This is a genomic window from Serratia grimesii NBRC 13537 (assembly GCF_001590905.1).
GTDB classification, from domain to species: Bacteria; Pseudomonadota; Gammaproteobacteria; order Enterobacterales; family Enterobacteriaceae; genus Serratia; species Serratia grimesii.
Genome location: NZ_BCTT01000002.1, coordinates 126,735 through 143,064, shown reverse-complemented (window position 1 = coordinate 143,064; position 16,330 = coordinate 126,735). Strand labels below are relative to the sequence as shown.

Genomic DNA, 16,330 nt, shown 5'->3' with positions numbered 1-16,330 from the left:
TCCTTACGCCACAGATGACGGATAGCGGTAAATGGTGACGCCTTTCACCACGCGGTTAACTTCACCGGTCGGACATGGATTATCCGGCGTCAGGCCCAATGCCAGCGAGCTTTCAAATGCCAGCATCTGAGTGAATAGCAAGTAGGGGAACAGCAACCAAACGTCATCTTCGGCAGGGTGCAGGTTCAGTATCATGTCGCTGAGTGGTTGTGCGCTGCCGGTCAAACCAACCATTTGCATTGCCAGACCGTCACGTTGCAGTTCGTTCCACAAATCACGATCGTACTGACGGGCATAATCGCCACTGGAGAACATCAGAAGCACCAACGTCTGGCTATCGACCATAAATTTGGGGCCGTGACGTAAACCGAGCGGCGAGTCGTAGCGAGTAACAATCTGACCGGCCGTCAGTTCCAGCATTTTTAGCGATGCCTCTTCCGCTAGCCCGGTGAAACAGCTTCCACCCAGAGTGATGTAGCGTCTGAAACCACTGGCAGCCAGCGTTTTCACTTGAGGTTGCAGTGTCTCGCGAAGCTCACGACAACGTTCCACCATGGCGGCCAACGGTCGTTGTGTCTCGGCAAGGGAATGTGGGCCAAGCAATAGCGCTGCGGACAGCATCATGCAGCTAAAGCTGGACGTCATGGCGAAGCTCTGATCGTTGGAGCCTTGTGGCATCACCAGGGAGCAGACGTTATCGCGTTGGTGTGCGTACTGCGCTAACTTGCTGTCCGGGTTGCACACCAGCATCAGGTGATAGCTTTCGGGCAGCAGCTGATCGGCCAATTCCACTGTCGCCACGCTTTCTGGGCTGTTGCCGGAACGGGCAAAAGAAACCAGCAGCGTAGGGCGCGTCAAATCGAGGTATTGGTGCGGATTAGCGACAATATCCGTGGTGCCATAAGCCACCACATCACGGCCTGTTTTCTCGCGTAGCCACGGAGCCAGCGCACGACCGGCGAAGGCAGAACTGCCCGCACCGCAAAGCACAATCTGTAAACGAGGATTTGACAGCAACGGGGCAAGGAAAGGTTGCCACTGCGTCTGTTGCGTTTGTAATTGTTGATGCAGGGCAGCCCATAGGTCCGGCTGTTGCCAGATTTCACGTGCGGTATGCAGCGCATGCCGTTGTTCCAACCAGCCCGCATCGTAGGCAAAATAACCATTCATGTTGAAAACTCCTTAAAAAACGTCGGTTAACGGTCGGCGATAATGACGTCGACCCCTAAATGCTTCAGCGCATGCAGGTAGCTTTCCGGAATGCGGCTGTCTGTGACCAATCGTTGGATTTGGCCGATTTCACGGATCATGCAAAAGCTGGTGCGCCCAAATTTGCTGGCGTCTGCGACGGCGATTACTTCGCGTGCTACATCGCACATGGCGCGGTTGAGTTGTGCTTCTCCGGGGTCTGGCGTGGTGATACCACTGAGCAGATCAAAGCCGTCAACGCCGAGAAATAGCTTGTCGAAACGGAACTGACGCATATGCTGCTCTGCCGCGGGGCCATACAGCGACCAGGATTTACGTCGTACGCTGCCACCGACCACCATCAAATCCACCTGTTCGTTGTTGGCCAGTTCGAAAGCGATATTTAATGCATTGGTCATCACCACCAGATCTTTTTTGCCGACTAACTGTTGTGCCATTTGGCTGGTGGTGGAGCCTGAATCGAGAATGATGGCATCGCCGTCATTGACTAATTCTGCTGCCGCGCAGGCAATGGCGAATTTCACGTCGCGATTGATACGGCCCTTGTCCTGCAATGGCCGATCGAAGGCAAATTGCTTATTGAGCATTGCGCCCCCGTAAGCACGCACTGCACAGCCGCTTTTTTCCAGTTGGCGCAGATCACTGCGGATAGTGACGCTGGAAACCGAAAACTGGGCGCTGAGTTGTTCGACGCGCACCGAGCCTTCACGACAAAGCTGGTCGATAATTAATTCCCGTCGTTTTACGGTATTGATCATTAACGCGTGACTCCTGATTTAGCTGTAGTCATACCCGGCCGCGGCGCAATGCGTCGCAGCTAATCTGACAGGAGTGCTTTCAGTTGTTCGTGTCGAATTACAGCAAACGAAACAGTGAAATGCAATCGGTTATTTTATAAAAAATCTTACGTATCAACTGGTTATGCTTGTTTTGTCTTTCGGTTGTCGTCCAACCGAAAGCAACGAATAAATAAAGTGAAAACTCGTAATCCGTTATTAATCAGGCAACAATTCACTGCCTGGTGTCATTTACCAAAAGCAGGATGAAAGCTGTGTCATTCATTTTCTGCTGCCTGCCTTTTCACTGTTTTTTTTATTGCCAGCTTTGACGCAATAACGCGGCACCGCGTACGCCACTGCTGTCACCGTGCACCGGTGGGTAGATCGCTGCCGGTTCAGTGCCGGGTAACAACCAATGACCCATGGCGGGTGGCAGCAGTGCATACAGCTCCCCGACGTTTGACAACCCACCGCCGAGCACGAAGGCGTCCACGTCCAATAACAGTTGTAGCCCGGCTAACGCACTGGCCAGAATATCGACGTACATAAGCATCAGGTGCTGCGCCATGGGTTCACCTTGACGGTAGCTGGCAATCAGCGCCGGTACCGTGTCGGCAGGGTGGCCAAAATGGCGGCTTAACGCCAACAACCCACTGCCGGATACGTAGCGCTCAAAACAGCCAGTCAGACCGCAGTTGCAGGTAAATAGCGGCAAATCATAGCGTTGTGCCAACTGAGCGGAGATCGGTGTATGGCCCCATTCACCGGCCAGCCCATTACGGCCTTTATGCAACTGCTTGTTCATGACCAGACCACCGCCGGCACCGGTACCGATGATCGCGCCGAACACCAATGCCAGATGCTCGGTCTGCGGGGTGCTGGCCTCGGAAAGGGCAAAGCATCGGCAGTCGTTTTCAATTTCAACCGGCCGTGCTAGCTCGTGAGCCAAATCGTCAGCCAGACAGTGACCGGTCAGGCAGGGTACGTTCACGGCCAGTTGCTTACGGCTGCGTGGGTCGGTCACACCGGGTAAACCGATGCCAATACTGCCTTGGGTCTGTAATTCGCGGTCAGCACGATCCACCAATTGGTGGATACAGGACAAGAACTCACGGTAATTGCCCGTAGGAGTACTGACGCGTTGGCAAAACACTTGCTTAAGCTGTCGGTCATAGGCTGCCATTTCGATCTTGGTACCGCCAATGTCGAAGCCGTACCGCATCTGTGATATTTCCACGTATTTACGCTCCGCCCAGGGTGATCACCGCAGATTCACGGCGTGCACGTTCAGCCGCAAACACCATCAAATGGCTTTCCAACGTTTCGGCTGGGCCTGACAGCACTTGTGAAGGATCGTTAGTGCGAATAGCGTCGATGAAATGCTGCATCAGATAGTAATCGCCGCCGCCGTGACCGGACATGGTATGCAGGTCTTCAGCCTCATCGACGTCGTAGACCGTTTCACTGTCATCGACGAATGAGGTAATGCGGATGTAGCGCCCGTCACCCTCGATACAGCCGTGGCTGCCGAAAATGCGGGTTTGGCGATCTTCCAACCGGGTGAATGCCGTCATGGTGAAGGAGGCCGTACGTCCACCGGTAAATTGCATGTTGACCACCTGATGATCGACAACGTTATTGTCACAGCGGTAGACACAGCGGCCATACTGACCATCGCGCAGGGCCGCCAGCAGATGCGGCTGGCTGACTTCTGGGGTTAACACCCTCAGGAAGCCCGGTGTCGCTTTGTGGTCGTCGCCAAGATAGATACGTTTGGCGGAGTAGGGGCAACTGGCTTCCACCGCACAGTCCAGGCAGTTGTCCGCTGCCCCGGCGGGTTGATTTTCTTGGCGAAAATGACGCAAACCGCCGAATGAGCTGATCTGCTCGCAAGGCAGTTCCATGATGTAGCGGATCCAGTCGATGTCGTGGCAGGATTTTTGTAGCAGCATAAAAGCGGCTTCACCGTCATTGCGCCAGTTACCGCGGACAAAGGAGTGGGCCTGGTGCCAGTAACCTACCGGTTCCAGGTGCTGCAGGCTGACAATGTCGCCAATCACGTTATCACGCAGCAGTTGCTTCAGTTTCTGGGTATAACGCGTATAGCGCAACACATGACCAACCGAGAAAATCAGCTTCTGACGTATCACTTCTTCAACGATAGTGCAGCATTCACTGGCATCCGGTGACAGCGGCTTTTCCAGCAGCATGGCGTAACCCTGTTTGGCGAAGGCCAGCGCGGGTTCGAGATGTAGCGTGTCTTGGGTGCAGATCAACACCGCATCGGCCAGTTTGCCGGCGTCGGCAGCCTGCTGCCAGTCAGTGAATACGTTATCTGCCGCTATGCCATGTTGTTCGACAAACTGTTGCCGATAGATATCCCGCGGCTCTGCCACGGCCACCACCTGCATTAAATCCGGATGTGCCAACGCGTAACGTGAGTAAATTTCCCCGCGAGCTCCAGCGCCAATAACCAGTACCTTCACCGGGCGACCGGCATAATCATTTTGTTGAGATGACGACATTGCACATTCTCCGATCTTGTTATTTGAGGTTTTGGCCGCTGATTTCATCAAACAGGTGTGCGCGGGACAGATCGAAAGCCAGGTGGATCTGTTCTCCCAAACGCGGTTCCCAGTCAGGCTGCGACGCCATGCGGAGTACAAACCGCAGCTCAGCCAGTTCGCAGTGCAGCAATTCTTCGTTGCCCATGCGTTCGATGGTGACAATCTTCGCCGGGAAGCAGTTACTGCTGCCGGGAGCACACAACCGCAAGGACTCTGGGCGAATGCCAAGGCATACGCGCGGGTGTGGGTATTTTTCTAATTGCTGTTGCAGCGCCGGTGGCAGGTTAAGTGGATATTCGCTACCGATGCTTAACCCAATCCCCTGAGCTGTGCGGGTAATCGTCATATCGTGCAGATTCATTGATGGGCTGCCGATGAATTCGGCGACAAATCGGTTAGCGGGTTGGTGATACAGGTTGATTGGTTTGTCTACCTGCATGATGGCGCCACGGTTCATCACACAGATACGGTCACCCATGGTCATCGCCTCAACCTGATCGTGCGTGACATAGACCATGGTGGCAGCGGCACCTTCTTGCTTGAGTTGGTTATGCAGTTCGATCAATTGCACGCGCATCGAGACGCGCAGCTTGGCATCCAAATTCGACAGAGGTTCATCGAACAGAAAGACCTTGGGTTTACGCACGATGGCACGGCCGACCGCCACACGCTGGCACTGCCCACCAGATAACTGACCCGGCTTGCGTTGCAGTAGATTGGTGATTTCCAGTTTTTCGGCCGCATCCCGTACACGGCGATCAATTTCAGCTTTGCTTTCTTTGCCGATCAGACCAAATGCCATGTTCTTGTAGACGGTCATATGGGGATACAGCGCATAGTTCTGGAAAACCATCGCGATGCCGCGATCTTTTGGCATGGTGTCGTTGACGCAGTGGTCGTGAATCAGGATCTGACCTTCGCTGACACTTTCCAAACCGGCGATCATCCGCAGCAGGGTGGATTTTGCGCAGCCTGATGGGCCGACAAATACCATAAATTCGCCGTCTTTGATGTCCAGATCGACCCCATGCAAGGCATTAAACCCATTGGGATAGACCTTCTTCACATTGTTTAACTGTATACCGGCCATGTTATTTACCTTGTGTTCGCGGTTAGCCTTTTACCCCAGCGCTGGCGATGCCCTGGATGAAGTAGCGTTGGAAAAGAATGAACAGCATCAGCATGGGGATTACCGCCATCAGTGCGCCGGCCATCAGTAACGGATATTCCACCCCGGCGCGGCTGGACAGCGATGCCAGTCCAACGGGCAGCGTCAGTTTCTCGGTTGTGGTGTTGACGATCAGTGGCCACATCAGATTGTTCCAGCTCCACAGACCGTTGATGATGATGCAGGCGATAATTCCGGGGCGAATCAGGGGCAGCATGATGCGCCAGAAGATAGCGAAGTAGCTGTAACCGTCGATCAGTGCTGCTTCCTCCATTTCCTTTGGTACTGCCAGGAAGAACTGACGCAGCAAGAAAGTGGCGTAAATACTGAAAATACCGGGCAGAACCAGCCCGGTGATGCTGTTCACTAAGCCTAATTTCTGCACCACCAGAAATTGTGGGATCAGAAACGCCTGACCAGGCACCATCAGAATGGAAATACAGACCAGGAACACTGCGTCACGGCCGCGAAAATGCAGACGCGAGAAACCGTAAGCGGCCATGGTGGCGATGACCATTTGTAGTGTGACGGTGAAGAATGTCGCCAACAGCGAGTTCACATAAAAATCAGTAAACGGAATTTCATGCATGATCTTGCTATAGGCCTGCATGCTGGGGTGCGTCGGCAGCAATGTCAGCGGGATCTGGATACTCTCGGCCTGCGTTTTCAGTGAGGTAACCAGCATCCAGATAAAAGGGACGACGGAGGCGAGTGCCGCCAGGGCCATAAACAGATAAACCAGTGTTTTTTTACTTATGCTCATCGTCATGGCTCCTCAGCTGACTTTCAGGCGTTTGCCAATCATCATTTGAATCAGGGTGATCAGCAGGGTGACGGCGAACAACACCACGGTAATGGCAGAGGCATAACCTTTCTCCTGCAGGTAAAAGGCGTATTTGTAGAACAGGTTGGTGACGGTCATCACGTCACTTTCAACCAATGCACGGTCAAACATCAGGAACACCACATCAAAGACTTGCAGGATCTCGATAAAGCTCATTACCGAGACGAAGAACAGCGTCGGTACCATCATCGGCAGAGTGATACAGAAGAATCGGCGCAGGGTGCTGATACCATCAATGTCAGCGGCCTCATACAGTTGGCGTGGAATACTTTGTAATCCTGCCAGCAAAATGATGATTTTCAGCGCCAGTGATGACCAGATAATGATGATGGAAACACTGATACGCACCACGTCTGGATCGGACAGCCAGGCCACCGGTGAAATACCCAAGAAGCCAATCGCCTGATTAATCAGGCCGAAGTCTTTGTTGAACAACCACTGCCAGACCATGGCCACTGCGGCAGGCATGGTGACTGCCGGCAGGAACAGTAAAGTGCGCAGCACCGCTTTGCCGCGGATGTTCTGATTCAAGCCAATTGCCAGCAACAGTGACAGACTCAGGCTGACAGGGACGCACACCACCACGTAGAACAAGGTGTTACCGGCGGCGGTATAAAAGTCGTCGTCTTCGAACAGATTGACGTAGTTATCAACGCTGAGCGTAGTCCAGCGCATAAACTGATTAAGATCGGTAAAGCTGTAAAAGATGTTCTGCAAAAAAGGGATGAAATAGAAAACTATCAACCCAATCAGCAGCGGTAAGATCATTACCCATCCCCAGAAGCGCTCGGCGCGCTCCAGGCGGCTGAGTGCCGGTCGTGGGACACTTTTTTGTTGTTTTAGGGTGACCGTAGCCGTTTCTGCCAGCGACATGTTGCCATTCCTCACCTGTAACTGCTCTGCGGTGTTCCGCAGCCGGTGCGCCTTCGGGCAGGCGCTACCGGCACGGGGTGATTACTGCTCCATGACGCGTTCGATCTTCTTGACCGACTTGTCCATCTCGGCTTTGGCGTCCGCGCCCATAAATATTTTCTTCAGGCTGGCAATCCACATGTTTTGCCATTTCGGCGTATTGGTACCGGCAGTAGGGTAGGCTTCGGTCACGTTAAGGGTGTCAATATAAGGCGTGACATCGACTTTTTTGATCTCCGCCGCCCAGGCTTTGGCTGCCAGTTTGTTGGCCGGGATCACCGCTTTTGCCAACTCAGTCTGTGAGGCTTCAGAGCTCATAAACTCGATGTATTTCCAGGCTTCCGGCTTGTGGGCGCTGTTGGCGGACATGGCAAATGCCAGACTGTGCGCTACGCCGGACTGGCGTTCGATTTTTGGCATCATTACCACGCCGATATGATCATTAATCAGCGGATTGTTGGCGAAGGGCGCCGCCAACCATGAGCCGGCATACACCATCGCCGCGCGGTTGGACTGGAAGATGTTTTCGGTTTTGACTTCACTCATTTGCTGAGCGCTTGGCATCAGCCCGTCTTTCATCATTGATTGCAGCTGCTGATATACCCAGATCGACTTATCATTGGCGATGTCGGTCGGCTGGCCGTCTTTTGGCACAATGTGGTTCCCGTTCTGGAACAACAGGTTCATGTAGCTGTCCTGGCCGTCAATGCTCAGATCCATCACCAAGGGGAAGGCGCTTCCTTTCAAGCCGGCTTTCAGTGCTGCCGCTTTGCTTTTCAGCGTGTCCCAATCCCAGTCGTTGGTGGGGTAGCTGACGCCAGCCTGGTCAAACAGCTTTTTGTTGTACCAGACGGCAATGGAATCTACGTCACGAGGGATGGCCATCTGCTGACCGTCATACTGATACGCTTTTACCGAACTGGTCACGATGTTATTTAAATTAACATTACTGCCGGTAATATAAGGTGTTAAGGGTTGCATTATGCCATTCTTGGCATATTGCACGAAATAAGGCATGTTTATCCAGAATATATCAGGGGCAACGCCGCCAGCTGCAGCTGAATCTAATTTAACAAAGTATTGTGCTGATGGGGTTAATTCTATCGTTATTTTAATGTTAGGGTTTTCTTTTTCAAAGCGCTTGGCAATCTCCTGTTCGGCAGGTAATTGGTTTCTGTCCCATACGGCATAACGTAACGTTATTTGGTCTGCGGCATATAGCATGGTTGGCAATAATAATGCAGCCGCGATGGCAGAGTGCACAAGAAGACGGCCGGTATTTTTTATCGGTGACATTGCTTTCCCCTCGGTGGACGACGAATAAATATTTTCGTAACGTGAATTCTTTCTATCCCTTAACTTTCAATGTGTCAATACACCCTGATCTGCCCAAAAATGGGGCATAAATGTTTCACTGTTGTTAAAATCGAAAGGGTTGAAGTCTAAACCGAAAGCGTCACTTGTTCACAATTCGTTAACCTTTTGAGCCGATTTTAGCCCTGCCGTACGCCATTTACGGCCTGCTGAGGTCATAGGAATAAGTGATAACCCCTGCACCATAATGGGGATTAAAAACATTATTATTGTGCAGGCTTGGCTATCTTTCATTTTTGTGATGCAAATAAACAAAAAAATTGTATATCGCAACATCTGAACAGGCTCATCGTCGATTTTTGATTGAGACTATTGTTTGTGACGATAAAAGGGTTTAGCTTAAAAATCACTCACCGGTATTTTGAAATAAAAGAGAGATTAATGTTATGCGCCTTTCATTGACCTTTACCCATTGTCTGGAAAAAGTATTTCATAGCCGTAATGCACCACAGGTTTCACAGATAAATACACTAAGTGGCTTGAGTAACGAAATAGTTTCCTGGCAAGGGGTCTATTGCTTACACCCGGTAGGTAATGAAACGCGAAGAGAATTAAGATGCCGCCTTGAAGGGCCGCTAGCAGAGTATATCAATGTGCGTCAGGTTCAATCGGTACCCAGTCATTTTCCCTGTTATGCCGAGACCGATGAGAACTACCTGCGTACTGAGCCGGGGTTATTTCCTGATCCGTTGGCGCCTATGGTCGATCGTCGTTTCTTTGCCCCCAGCCATTATTATGGCAGCCTCTGGTTGACCTTTACCCCACCGCTGACACCGGTTGCCGGTGGTGACTATCCGTTAACGCTGACACTGTTTGATGTTGCGACTGATGCTGTGCTGGCAAGTGCGACACTGACGCTGCATATCGTCCCCGCGGCACTGCCACCGCAAACCTTATTGCATACCGAATGGCTGCATTCTGACTGCCTTGCGGACTACTATCACCTCAGGGTGTTCAGCCCCGAATATTGGCTGGCGGTACGTAATTATGTCCGCTGCGCAGTCAGTAGTGGGATAAACATGCTGTTGACACCGATCTTCACGCCGCCTCTTGATACCGCCATCGGCGGTGAGCGCACCACAGTACAACTGGTAGGCGTACAGCGGTCTGCGCAGGGCTACCGGTTTGATTTCCAACGTCTGGCGCAATGGGTGGCAATGGCGCAGGAAGAGGGCATTGAACACTTTGAGATTGCACCGTTGTTTACTCAGTGGGGGGCGGCGCACGCCCCGAAAATTATGGTGGAGATAGACGGCACACTGAGTCCGCTGTTCGGCTGGCAAACCGACGCCCACGCTGAAGAGTATCAACAGTTTCTACAGGCACTGTTGCCGGCGCTGACCGACTGGTTCCGCGAGCGGCAATTACAGCAGCGCGTGTGGTTCCACATTTCGGATGAACCGACACTGGAAAACATAGCCGTTTATCAACGCGCCAGTGCGACGTTACGCCCACTATTGGCGGGGTTCCATACGTTTGACGCCTTATCAGACTATGCATTTTACCAGCAGGGGCTAGTGGAAACACCGGTCGCCGCCACTGATCATATCGCGCCTTTTATTGAAAACCAGGTGCCGGGGTTGTGGGCTTATTACTGCTGTGTGCAAAAAACAGAGGTAGCCAACCGTTTCTTCGCTCAGCCTTCGGCACGTAATCGTATTTTGGGTATCCAGCTTTATTTGTACAACATCACCGGTTTTTTGCATTGGGGTTTCAACTTCTATAACAGCGGCCATTCACGAGAAAAACTGAATCCCTATGCCGTGACGGACTGCCGGAATGCATTTCCGTCCGGTGATGCTTTTGTGGTCTATCCCGGCGATAATCTGGAACCCGTGGAGTCGTTACGCCTCCGGGTGTTGCATCAGGGGTTGCAAGACATGCGCGCTCTACAGCTATTGGAAAGCCTGACCGATCGCACAGCAGTAGAGGCGCTGATTGAACAGGAACTGGGGATGCGCATCACGTTTAAACGCTATCCGCACCAGGCGGATCCACTGCTGCGATTACGTGAAGCGGTCAACAAACGTATCGAAGCCTTGCTGTAGACAGTGGCATAAAATGCGACGCAGGTGGCGCGGTACACACCGTTGCCACCAAGTTTTCAATTATTTGCTATACCTGATAGGTCGAGGGATTTCATTTTTTTGTCATGATACTGACATGTTAGGGTCATAGCGCTGGCTTAAGTTTGCAGCGACTAAGCCAGGAGATAACGCGATGTTTAGCTTGGACTCTCTGTTGCATGATGCATTTCCACACCGCAAAACCCCTGCCTGGCAGCGTAGCCTGCTGAGAACTTTACTCTTCGAAAAAGAATTCAAACAGTTTGCCGCCGACTATCCACACCTGAAGGGGCTGGATTTGATCGAGCAGGTGGTGGACTACTTTAACCTCAGTTGTGAGTTGGTCGATGGTGACCTGGAAAATATTCCGAGCCAGGGGCCGGTGGTGCTGGTAGCCAACCACCCGATTGGTTCGCTGGACGGACTGGTGCTGCTGCGTGCCGTAGCGGCAGTACGCCCGGATGTTAAGGTGGTCGCCAGCCAACTGTTGACCTATATAGAACCACTGCGCAACCTGTTTGTGCCGGTGGACAACGTGGGTAACAAGACCAACCGTAAGCAAATTGAAGGCATGCAGGCCCAGTTGGATAAGCAGGGTGCGTTGATCCTGTTCCCCGCGGGCGAAGTGTCGCGCATGAGCCCGAAAGGCATACGAGATGGTCACTGGCATACCGGTTTCTTGCGCCTGGCGGCTAAGGCGCGAGCGCCGATTGTGCCAATTCACATCAGTGCGCGTAACAGCAACCTGTTTTATTTCACGTCGATGGTTTATCGCCCTCTGTCCACACTCTTGCTGGTGCGGGAAATGTTCCAACAGCAAGGGGGACGCATTAAAATCCGCGTTGGCGGGCGTATTCCGTTCGCCAACTGGCATGATGGGCATACCAGTGCTAAAGATCTGGCGGAACGCTTCCGTCGTCACGTATACCGACTGGGTCAGGGGAAAGAAGGACTGTTTGCCAGTGAATCACCGATCGCCTTGCCGGAAGACCGGTTGGAACTGAAAAAGGCGCTGGCAAACTGTGAACGGTTAGGAGTCACGCCGGACGGCAAAGAGATCTTCCTGTATCGCCGTCAGGATGAGGCTCGTACGCCTATTCTGCGTGAACTGGGCCGCCTGCGCGAAATCGCCTTCCGGGCTGTTGGCGAAGGGTCGGGACGTCGTCGGGACCTGGATAGCTATGACGACGACTATTACCACCTGGTGTTGTGGGACGCGGACGAGTTGGAGATTGTCGGTGCTTACCGCTTTATCCCTACCGCCGAACAGTTAGAGCGTAAAGGGCTGGAAAGCATTTACAGTAATAGCCTGTTCCATTATGACCGCGATATGGCACCGATTCTGGCGCAAGGCATCGAACTGGGCCGCAGCTTTATTCAGCCGGCCTATTGGGGCAAACGTGGGCTGGATTACCTGTGGCTGGGGATTGGCGCTTACCTGGCAAAATATCCGCAGTACCGCTATCTGTTTGGCCCGGTTTCCATTTCCGGTGGCATGCCAGTGACGGCGCGTGACCTGTTGATTGCCTTCTATCGACTGTATTTCTCGCCTAATCATGCGTTGGCGCAGTCTCGTCAGCCTTATCCTGCCTCGTTGCCGCAGGTGTTGGCGCAGTTTGCCGGCGATAACTATCAGGAAGATCTGATCAGGCTGAAAAGCCTGCTGAGCAACATCGGTTGTTCGATACCTACGCTGTATAAACAATATACCGAGCTATGTGAGCCAGGCGGGGTGCAATTTATTGATTTCGGAACTGATCCGGCTTTCAACAACTGCATTGACGGCCTGGTACTGGTCGATCTGACCCGACTTAAACCGGCGCGTTTCCAGCGTTACATTGCGGTACATCAGCCACAGGATGCATGTATAGATTGATTCGCTTCTCATTCATGCATTTTTGATCTAATCCGAGGCTTGGCGCCGGCGGTGGGATATAGCCTAAGATAAGGCTTTGTTCCAGCGTCGGAGTCTTTCATGCCACAGTCGTTTGTCCCGTCTTTATTAACCGTTGATGATCCCGCCGCTGTGGCGGTTGAAACAGCAAAGGGTGTTGCACCCTTTTTATTACTGTGCGATCACGCAGGTCAGGCAATACCCCAACGTTTGGGGGATCTGGGCTTACCACCGGGGGAGATTGACCGCCATATCGGCTGGGACATTGGCGCACTAAACGTTTCACGTCATCTCAGCCGCCAACTGGATACCACACTGATTCACCAGCGCTATTCACGATTAGTGATTGACTGTAATCGTACGCCCGGTATCGCCAGCTCGATCCCTCAGGTGTCCGAGTTGACGCCGATCCCAGGCAATGTCGGTATACAGGCTGAACAAACTTTAGCCCGCGAGCATGAGATTTTTCTGCCCTATCATCGAACCATTGCCGACACCTTGGACGCGCGTCAACGTGCCGGGCTACCGACGGCGATTATTGCGATGCACAGTTTTACGCCGGTATTTAAAGGGAATGCGCGACCATGGCAAGTGGGGTTGTTGTTTAATCGCCAACCGGAGTTCGCCTTGCTGTTGGCCGAGCTGTTGCGAGAAGAAGGGGATTTGGACGTGGGCGTCAACGAACCTTATGCCATGACTGATGCCACGGATTACACTTTGCCGGTGCATGCCGAGCGGCGGCAGCTTCCCTACGTCGGCATTGAGATCCGCCAGGATCTGATTGCGGATCAACAAGGTCAGCAAGACTGGGCAAAACGCTTTGCCAGACTGCTGCCACAGGCTTGGTATCGTTGGCAAATTTGACTTTAGGAATATTCCCAGTGATGATATCTGTAAGGAAAGTGTAAATCGTCATTGGGAAGAGTCAGGAGCGACGAGTGGAGCAAAATGATAACGGATTGTTTATCAAGCAGGAGCGCTTTGAAGTGCTGGCGATTTTGCGCGAAATTTGTAAACAGCGCACGCCACTGCGAGTCGTCAATGAGCGACAACAGTTTCAGAGTCTGTTACTGAGTGTCGGACCGGATAATATCGTGTTCAGTGGCGATGAGGCGGAGACGGTTGTCGATGGCGAATGTACCATTGTGATCGAAAGCCATGATGCGAAGATCGAGTTCTCTGTCGGTCGGGCAGAAACCACCCATCATCAGGGCGTTAATGCATGTTCAACTCAATTGCCGAAGGAACTGGTGTACATCCAGCGCCGTCGTCAGTTTCGCGTGACTACCCCACACTGGCGTGAATTTCTCTGCAGTGGCGAATATGCCGACGGCAGCGAGTACCAGTTGAGGATCCACGATCTCTCTGCTGGTGGCGTCGGTTTGCGCGTGGATGGTCCACTGCCGGAAAACCTCCAGCCCGGGTTCCAGTTCAAAAAGGCGTTATTGGATCTTGGCAGCTATGGCAGCTTCAAGGTCAATATGGAGCTGGTGGTGATCAATGAAGATCAAGAGTTAGATGATGACGACCAATTGGTGCGTTTTTCACGCTTGTCATGCCGTTTCATGAAATTGGGTTTGGCAATGGAAAGAAAAATTCAGAGTGCTGTGTTTGCGTTCGAATTGGATTTCAATAAGAAGAAAAAGCGTTAAGAAGACGAGTGGGGCAGCTGGCTGCCCCGTCACCCCGGCCTATTTCAAGGCACGTAAACTCCCAATTTCCTCCCAACCAAAATGCTCCGCTTCTGCCAACACGTCGCATACCTCGCCACTGGCGGTAACGATGGCGTCGTTGAGATTCTTACCGTGCAGCAAATGGCTGACGAGCAATGCTGTGAACATATCCCCGGTGCCTTTGACCTTCGACTGGATTTTAGGATGGGTATAGCTTTGCACTTCGTGGCGGCTGACCAACAGTAACCCCACTTCATCGTCGTTTTCTGCCACGCCTGGTGCACTGGTTACCAACACCCACTCGGTGGTGTCATTCAACAATGCCTCTGCGGCATGCTGCGTCTGCTCACGGCTGAGCAAAGGGTGTCCGCAAAGCTGCTCTAGCTCAAACCCGTTAGGGGTGAGGCCATTGGCTAATGCCAGAAAGGGTGAACGATAGCAACCGACGATGCGCTCATCGACATAAACGCCTTCACCGTAATCGCCCATCACTGGATCGATATAAATCTTTATCTGCGGATTGATAGCACGCACGCGCTGCAACCAGCTTTCCAGTATGTGGCACTGACTGACATCGCCAAGATAACCAACAATCACGGCCCGGGTGCGCAACATCACACCGCGGGTCAATAAATCTTCCAGGAAACCACGGAACCACTCTGCGGAAATGACACCGCCGCTGGGAGCACCGTAATAAGGCGGGCAACCGAACAGCACGCTGGGTACCTGTAATGCTTCCAGCCCTTTTTTCAGTAAGGTACGGTAAGCGATACCGTTGCCGACGCTACCGTACACCACCTGGGATTGAATGCTGATCACATCAATCTGCGGTGGTTGTAGTTGAGAAATCTGATGCATCTAGGACTTCCTTGGTTCAATTTTATCCAGCCACTGTGCAAATACCTGCCGAGCGCGCTGTTCTAATTCTGTGCCGTAACGAGCAGCCTGTTGGCGTAAACGTTGCGGAAGGATACCCGCTAACTCCAACTCACAGGCATGGCCTACCAGCCAGCGCTCAATGTCGTGGTGATCGGCTTCCAAATGAAACTGTAGCCCAAGGGCAAAATCCTGGTATTCAAACGCCTGATTAGGGCAAATCTCGGTACCTGCCAGACAGGTAGCCCCCTCAGGGATCATAAACATGTCACCGTGCCAGTGCAGCACTGGCGTTGCGCCCAACGATGCCAGCACTGAGTCTTCATTTGCCGTTAAGGTCAGTGGGGCGAAGCCAATTTCTTTCACACCGAGCGAGACGACATCGGCCCCCAAGGCCTGAGCCATCACTTGTGCACCAAGGCAGATGCCGAGTGTAGGCCGTTTTTGCTGCAACCGCTGTGTTACCAGTGCCAGTTCGTCATTGAGAAACGCATAGTGTTGTTGGCCGGCAAAATGTTGCGCGGCACTGATCGGCCCGCCCAGCACCACCAACAGATCGGTTTCCTCATTATTGATGGCGCGGATATCGTCACGACCGGCATCGTAATAATCAATCTGATAGCCACGTAATGAAAGCAGTGAACCTAAAATACCGAGATTTTCGAAATTGACATGTCTGATAGCGACCACTTTCTTCATTGTTGTACCTCTGTGGTGTTGGGATAAGGTTCAAGTTCCAGGGTGTCGCCCAAAATTGTGATGCCGCCGATACCGCTTTGATAAACTATCCGGCGCTCTTTGACTTGGCTGATCTGTAACTGGTAACCCTGTTCGGTGGGAAACAGCGCTTGCGCCTGTTGCAGTTGAGTCTCCGCCCAAGGCGTGAGCATCTGTAAACGGGCGAAAGCTTTCCCGTCATGTTGAATATCGAGTACGTAATGTTTTTCCATCTTTACCCCTTAACTTTT

15 protein-coding genes are annotated in these 16,330 nt (G+C 52.4%); 4 read left to right on the top strand and 11 right to left on the bottom strand.

Translation table 11 applies throughout. The annotated features are described in order from the left end of the window. Window positions 1-3: 3 nt before the first annotated feature. The 8 genes from SGR01S_RS01575 to SGR01S_RS01540 form a co-directional block, all read right to left on the bottom strand. On the bottom strand, window positions 4-1,170 hold the full coding sequence (locus tag SGR01S_RS01575) for an SIS domain-containing protein (RefSeq protein WP_061806337.1): 1,167 nt from the start codon (window positions 1,168-1,170) through the stop codon (window positions 4-6). A 26-nt stretch (window positions 1,171-1,196) separates the two neighbouring features. Further along, window positions 1,197-1,967, bottom strand: coding sequence for a transcriptional repressor AgaR (gene agaR / locus SGR01S_RS01570; protein ID WP_037415593.1), 771 nt, complete (start codon window positions 1,965-1,967; stop codon window positions 1,197-1,199). A gap of 334 nt (window positions 1,968-2,301) precedes the next feature. Next, window positions 2,302-3,210: an ROK family protein gene (locus SGR01S_RS01565; RefSeq protein WP_037415591.1), complete on the bottom strand. Its 909-nt coding sequence runs from the start codon at window positions 3,208-3,210 to the stop codon at window positions 2,302-2,304. 19 nt (window positions 3,211-3,229) lie between these two features. Further along, window positions 3,230-4,513, bottom strand: coding sequence for a Gfo/Idh/MocA family protein (locus SGR01S_RS01560; RefSeq protein WP_061806336.1), 1,284 nt, complete (start codon window positions 4,511-4,513; stop codon window positions 3,230-3,232). A gap of 19 nt (window positions 4,514-4,532) precedes the next feature. Then, complete coding sequence (locus tag SGR01S_RS01555; protein ID WP_037415588.1) at window positions 4,533-5,645, bottom strand: ABC transporter ATP-binding protein; 1,113 nt, start codon at window positions 5,643-5,645, stop codon at window positions 4,533-4,535. 22 nt (window positions 5,646-5,667) lie between these two features. Further along, the gene (locus SGR01S_RS01550; protein WP_037415585.1) at window positions 5,668-6,486 is read right to left on the bottom strand and encodes a carbohydrate ABC transporter permease; all 819 of its coding nucleotides are present in this window, start codon (window positions 6,484-6,486) and stop codon (window positions 5,668-5,670) included. Between the two features lie 12 nt (window positions 6,487-6,498). Next, the gene (locus SGR01S_RS01545) at window positions 6,499-7,440 is read right to left on the bottom strand and encodes a carbohydrate ABC transporter permease (protein WP_037415583.1); all 942 of its coding nucleotides are present in this window, start codon (window positions 7,438-7,440) and stop codon (window positions 6,499-6,501) included. An 81-nt stretch (window positions 7,441-7,521) separates the two neighbouring features. Further along, entirely contained in the window at window positions 7,522-8,775 is a 1,254-nt protein-coding gene (locus SGR01S_RS01540; RefSeq protein ID WP_061806335.1) for an ABC transporter substrate-binding protein, read from the bottom strand. Between the two features lie 464 nt (window positions 8,776-9,239). Between SGR01S_RS01540 and SGR01S_RS01535 the strand changes: the two genes are divergently transcribed. From SGR01S_RS01535 to SGR01S_RS01520, 4 genes are all read left to right on the top strand, one after another. After that, the gene (locus SGR01S_RS01535) at window positions 9,240-10,901 is read left to right on the top strand and encodes a DUF4091 domain-containing protein (RefSeq protein ID WP_061806334.1); all 1,662 of its coding nucleotides are present in this window, start codon (window positions 9,240-9,242) and stop codon (window positions 10,899-10,901) included. 172 nt (window positions 10,902-11,073) lie between these two features. After that, complete coding sequence (gene olsF, locus SGR01S_RS01530; RefSeq protein WP_037415567.1) at window positions 11,074-12,795, top strand: ornithine lipid synthase OlsF; 1,722 nt, start codon at window positions 11,074-11,076, stop codon at window positions 12,793-12,795. 99 nt (window positions 12,796-12,894) lie between these two features. Next, window positions 12,895-13,677: an N-formylglutamate amidohydrolase gene (locus tag SGR01S_RS01525; protein ID WP_037415564.1), complete on the top strand. Its 783-nt coding sequence runs from the start codon at window positions 12,895-12,897 to the stop codon at window positions 13,675-13,677. A gap of 74 nt (window positions 13,678-13,751) precedes the next feature. Continuing rightward, complete coding sequence (locus SGR01S_RS01520; protein ID WP_037415561.1) at window positions 13,752-14,465, top strand: flagellar brake protein; 714 nt, start codon at window positions 13,752-13,754, stop codon at window positions 14,463-14,465. Between the two features lie 39 nt (window positions 14,466-14,504). On the opposite strand, the gene SGR01S_RS01515 is transcribed toward SGR01S_RS01520, so the two are convergent. Genes SGR01S_RS01515 through SGR01S_RS01505 form a run of 3 tightly spaced genes read right to left on the bottom strand, consistent with a single transcriptional unit; the run spans window position 14,505 to window position 16,312 of the window. Then, a complete protein-coding gene (locus SGR01S_RS01515) occupies window positions 14,505-15,344 on the bottom strand; it encodes a PfkB family carbohydrate kinase (RefSeq protein ID WP_037415557.1) in 840 nt (279 codons plus the stop codon). Further along, window positions 15,345-16,061, bottom strand: coding sequence for a glutamine amidotransferase (locus tag SGR01S_RS01510; RefSeq protein ID WP_061806333.1), 717 nt, complete (start codon window positions 16,059-16,061; stop codon window positions 15,345-15,347). Continuing rightward, window positions 16,058-16,312, bottom strand: coding sequence for a hypothetical protein (locus tag SGR01S_RS01505; protein WP_037415553.1), 255 nt, complete (start codon window positions 16,310-16,312; stop codon window positions 16,058-16,060). The genes SGR01S_RS01510 and SGR01S_RS01505 overlap by 4 nt, the downstream gene beginning before the upstream one ends. Window positions 16,313-16,330: the final 18 nt, after the last annotated feature.